The sequence below is a fragment of the Hydrogenophaga sp. genome (assembly GCF_022844385.1).
Lineage (GTDB): Bacteria > Pseudomonadota > Gammaproteobacteria > Burkholderiales > Burkholderiaceae_C > Hydrogenophaga.
This window is the reverse complement of sequence record NZ_JALHLX010000203.1, coordinates 1-4,297: the sequence shown is the minus strand read 5'-3', so window position 1 is coordinate 4,297 and position 4,297 is coordinate 1. Positions and strand designations below refer to the sequence as shown.

At 61.1% G+C, this 4,297-nt stretch carries 6 protein-coding genes; 2 read left to right on the top strand and 4 right to left on the bottom strand.

Features of this window, described 5'->3' with window-relative positions:
* The first annotated feature begins 78 nt into the window (after positions 1-78).
* On the top strand, positions 79-717 hold the full coding sequence (locus tag Q0C59_RS18985) for an RNA pyrophosphohydrolase (RefSeq protein WP_291218507.1): 639 nt from the start codon (positions 79-81) through the stop codon (positions 715-717).
* 5 nt (positions 718-722) lie between these two features.
* On the top strand, positions 723-1,244 hold the full coding sequence (locus Q0C59_RS18980; RefSeq protein WP_291218505.1) for a CNP1-like family protein: 522 nt from the start codon (positions 723-725) through the stop codon (positions 1,242-1,244).
* A 21-nt stretch (positions 1,245-1,265) separates the two neighbouring features.
* Here Q0C59_RS18980 and proB read toward each other — a convergent pair whose 3' ends face one another.
* The 4 genes from proB to rplU all read right to left on the bottom strand — a co-directional run bounded on the left by proB (position 1,266) and on the right by rplU (position 4,244).
* Positions 1,266-2,438 (bottom strand): glutamate 5-kinase, encoded by a 1,173-nt coding sequence (proB, locus tag Q0C59_RS18975; protein WP_291218502.1) that lies wholly within the window; start codon positions 2,436-2,438, stop codon positions 1,266-1,268.
* Between the two features lie 14 nt (positions 2,439-2,452).
* Complete coding sequence (cgtA, locus tag Q0C59_RS18970; protein WP_291218500.1) at positions 2,453-3,523, bottom strand: Obg family GTPase CgtA; 1,071 nt, start codon at positions 3,521-3,523, stop codon at positions 2,453-2,455.
* Between the two features lie 138 nt (positions 3,524-3,661).
* Positions 3,662-3,919 carry a 50S ribosomal protein L27 gene (gene rpmA / locus Q0C59_RS18965; RefSeq protein ID WP_056273119.1) on the bottom strand — a complete coding sequence of 86 codons (258 nt, stop codon included), beginning with the start codon at positions 3,917-3,919 and terminating at the stop codon, positions 3,662-3,664.
* Positions 3,920-3,932: 13 nt separating this feature from the next.
* Positions 3,933-4,244 carry a 50S ribosomal protein L21 gene (gene rplU, locus Q0C59_RS18960; RefSeq protein WP_069047504.1) on the bottom strand — a complete coding sequence of 104 codons (312 nt, stop codon included), beginning with the start codon at positions 4,242-4,244 and terminating at the stop codon, positions 3,933-3,935.
* Between the last annotated feature and the right edge of the window lie 53 nt (positions 4,245-4,297).

The following is a 4,297-nucleotide window of genomic DNA, read 5'->3' as shown; positions in this document are numbered from 1 at the left end:
TGCAACAGGTGTGTGATCACTTCGCAACTCGCACGGCGCGATGCATAATGAACACAGTTTAAAAATTTGGGGTTGATTATGCTTGACAGAGAAGGCTTCAGGCCCAATGTCGGCATCATTCTGCTCAACCAGCGAAACCAGGTGTTCTGGGGCAAACGCATCCGGTCCCACTCCTGGCAGTTTCCGCAAGGTGGCATCGACAGGGGCGAGACACCTGAGCAGGCGATGTACCGCGAGTTGCACGAGGAAGTGGGCCTCATGCCTGAGCACGTGAACATCGTGGCCCGCACGCGAGACTGGTTGCGCTACGAAGTGCCGGACCGCTTCATCCGCCGTGATGCACGCGGTCATTACAAAGGACAGAAACAGATCTGGTACCTGCTCCGCCTGGTGGCGCAAGACTGGAATCTGAACCTGCGCGCCACGAGCCACCCGGAGTTCGACGCCTGGCGCTGGCACGATTACTGGGTGCCACTGGACGTGGTGGTCGAGTTCAAGCGCGGCGTCTATGAAATGGCGCTGACCGAACTCTCACGCTACCTGCCCCGCTCCGACCACCGCAACCGGTACCTGCGCGGTGGCATGCGACAACGCGACGATGGCGACGATATGCCCACGCACATGTGCGCACCCATGGGGCTGGAGCTTCCTCCCGGCGCCAGCTTTGACCCAGACCCACAGAGCGATGAACGCGCTGTGAACACGCCATTCAAATGATTGCTTTGTTTCGACGCCTCCCGAGGTCGGTGACCTCGGTCCTGGCTTTTTCGCTGCTCGGCAGCGCGCCACTTCTTGCAACCGCCCAGACTTCGTACTCCGACGAGAAAGTCTGGACCGAAGCGGTCGCTGCGCCTCCGACAACGTTCAGCACCGAGGTGCTGATCCCCTTCGAAGTGATGAAGGCTTCGGCGCTCACCTATGGCATCGACCCCAACACCCTGACCGTGGGCGAAGACGGCGTGGTTCGGTATGTGATGGTGGCGCGCAGCAGCGGCGGTGCACTCAATGTGCTGTACCAAGGCATCCGGTGCGCCACCGCGGAAACCAAAACCTATGGACGATTGAGCGACAAGGGCACCTGGAATGCCAGCCCCGATGCCGACTGGCAAGCCCTGTCGTTCCGGGGCCCCACGCGCCCCGCCATGATCCTCGCGCGGCAGGGTATCTGCGAAGGACGCACGATCACGGGGAATGCCCGGAAAATTCTGGCCGCCTTGAAGAGCGACCGCGTCGACATCCGCTGAACGGCCCACGGGCCTGAGCGCTCAGAGCCGCGCCAGCACCATGTTGTCGCGGTGGATCATTTCGGGTTCGGCGGCATAGCCGAGCAAGCGCTCGAAGTCAGCCGACGATTTGCGGCACAGCAAGCGGGCTTCCGAACTGGCGTAATTCGCCAAGCCACGCGCCACTTCCACGCCGCGGCCGTCGCGCACCGCGATCACATCGCCTCGCGAGAAGTCACCATCAACAGCGGTCATGCCGATCGGCAGCAGGCTCTTGCCCTCACCCACAATCTTGCCCACGGCACCATCGTCCACCAGTACCGCACCGCGCAGTTGCAGGTGGTCCGACATCCAGCGCTTGCGCGCCTGGTTCTTGGGCGTATTGGCCACCAGGCAAGTACCGATGGCCTCGCCTTCGCACAGGCGGATCAACACCCGTGGTTCACGCCCCCAGGCGATCACGGTGGATGCGCCCGATCCGGCGGCGCGCTTGGCCGCCAGGATCTTGGTGATCATGCCGCCCTTGCCGATACCGCTGCCCGCGCCACCGGCCATGGTTTCGAGCTGAGGGTCCCCGGCGCGCGCCTCGTGCACGAACTGCGCAGCAGGGTCGCGCCGCGGGTCGGCAGTGTAGAGGCCCTTTTGGTCCGTGAGGATCACGAGCACGTCGGCTTCCACCAGATTGGCCACCAAGGCGCCCAAGGTGTCGTTGTCGCCAAACTTGATTTCGTCGTTGACGACCGTGTCGTTCTCGTTGATCACCGGAACCACACCCAACTGCAGCAGCGTGAGAAGGGTCGAGCGCGCATTCAGGTACCGCTCCCGGTCTGCCAGATCGGCGTGGGTCAGCAAGACCTGCGCACTCCCGACGCCGTGTTCGCGCAGCTTGGTTTCGTACATCTGCACCAACCCCATCTGCCCAACGGCAGCCGCAGCCTGCAACTCGTTGATCTCCTTGGGGCGCACAGTCCAGCCCAGGCGTTTCATGCCTTCAGCCACCGCGCCGCTGCTCACCATGATGAGTTCCCGACCATCCTTGACCAAGGCCGCGAGCTGCTCGCTCCACTGCCCGATCGCCTCCTCATCAAGCCCTCGCCCTTCGTTGGTCACAAGCGAAGAACCCACCTTGACCACGATGCGGCGGGCCGTTTTCAGTGCGCTGTTGACGCGCAACGGCATCAAGCCCGTGTTGTCTGCGAGGAGCATGGTCTGCATCAAAGAAAAGCGCTTCAGGTGGGCAGGGGGGTGTCAAAACGAGGATCGATGTCCACCGGCGCCAGCGTGGCCTGGTGGACCTTGGCGATGTGCTCGTAGATCTTCTGGACCAGAAACTCGCAGCCTTCACGCGTCAGGGCCGAGATCTCGAACACAGGCCCCTTGTACTTGAGGCGTTTCACGATGTCCTTGACCTTGGCCTCGCGCTCGTCAAGCGGCACCATGTCCAGCTTGTTGAGCACCAGCCAGCGCGGCTTTTCATACAGCTTCTGGTCGTACTTCTTGAGCTCGGCAATGATGGCCTTGGCCTGCACCACGGGATCAACACCTTCGTCAAACGGCGCAACATCCACCATGTGCAGCAACAAGCGGGTGCGCTGCAGATGGCGCAAGAACTGGTGACCCAGTCCGGCGCCCTCGGATGCACCTTCGATCAAGCCCGGCACGTCGGCGACCACAAAGCTCTTCTCCGGTGCAACCCTCACCACACCCAGGTTGGGATGCAGTGTGGTGAACGGGTAGTCGGCGATTTTCGGGCGTGCATTCGAGATGGCCGAAATCAACGTGGACTTGCCTGCGTTCGGCATGCCAAGCAAACCGACATCGGCCAGCACCTTGAGCTCCAGCTTCAAGGTGCGTTTCTCACCGGCCCAGCCCGGCGTCTTCTGGCGCGGCGCCCGGTTCGTGGAACTCTTGTAGTGCATGTTGCCAAAACCACCGTCGCCGCCTTTGGCAATGGTGACTTGCTCGCCCGGCTGCAGCAATTCGTGCAGGGTCTCGCCGGTTTCAGCGTCGGCAATGATGGTGCCCACCGGCATCTTCAGGACGATGTCGCAACCCTTGACACCGAACATATCGGAACCTTTGCCGTGTTCGCCGCGCTCGGCTTCAAAGCGGCGCGTGAAACGGAAATCCACCAGCGTGTTGAGGCTGGCGTCGGCCACGGCGTACACGTGCCCTCCACGCCCGCCGTCTCCACCGTCGGGGCCGCCGAATTCCTTGTATTTCTCATGCCGGAAAGATGCGCAGCCGTTGCCGCCATCGCCCGCTGCGACATCGATGGTGGCTTCATCCACAAATTTCATGACATGCTTTCCAGGGACGCGTCCCCACTAAAAATCCAAAACAAAAAGCCCGCTGGGGCGGGCCTTCTGCATTTTCACGTCAGCACTGAGCAAACGCCCCCGAAACCTTGCAATCCGGCGGCCCCTGCACTGGCCCGATCAAACGGGTGTGATGCTGACGGTCTGGCGATTGAGCTCGCCCTTCACCGCGAACGACACGTGGCCGTCCACCGTGGCAAAAATCGTGTGATCCTTGCCCAGACCGACGTTGAGGCCGGGGTGGAACTTGGTGCCGCGCTGACGCACGATGATCGAACCTGCGCTGACCAGTTCGCCGCCAAACGCTTTCACGCCGAGCATCTTGGGCTTGGAATCGCGCCCGTTTCGCGTTGAGCCGCCGCCTTTTTTCTGTGCCATGTTGACCTACTCCTCAGCCTGCGATCGATGAGATCTGCAGTTCGGTGAAATTTTGACGGTGACCTTGCCGCTTCTGGTAGTGCTTGCGACGACGCATCTTGAAGATGTGCACTTTGTCGTGTCTGCCATGGGCCAACACCGTGACCGTTACTGTTGCGCCGGAAACCAAGGGAGTGCCGATCTTGATCTCGGTGCCGTTGCCGACAGCCAGAACCTGGTCAAACACGATCTCTTGGCCCACATCCGCAGCAATCTGTTCTACTTTAATTTTTTCGCCAGCAGCAACACGATACTGTTTGCCACCGGTTTTTATGACCGCGTACATATGAACCTCTTGTAAAAATTCCACGAATGGAAATCCAGCGGACCCAATTCCGC

Excerpts from the sequence above, each read along its gene's own strand:
- Q0C59_RS18985 (WP_291218507.1), top strand. The coding sequence starts at position 79 with ATGCTTGACAGAGAAGGCTTCAGGCCCAATGTCGGCATCATTCTGCTC.
- proB (WP_291218502.1), bottom strand. The coding sequence starts at position 2,438 with ATGCAGACCATGCTCCTCGCAGACAACACGGGCTTGATGCCGTTGCGC.
- cgtA (WP_291218500.1), bottom strand. The coding sequence starts at position 3,523 with ATGAAATTTGTGGATGAAGCCACCATCGATGTCGCAGCGGGCGATGGC.
- rpmA (WP_056273119.1), bottom strand. The coding sequence starts at position 3,919 with ATGGCACAGAAAAAAGGCGGCGGCTCAACGCGAAACGGGCGCGATTCC.
- rplU (WP_069047504.1), bottom strand. The coding sequence starts at position 4,244 with ATGTACGCGGTCATAAAAACCGGTGGCAAACAGTATCGTGTTGCTGCT.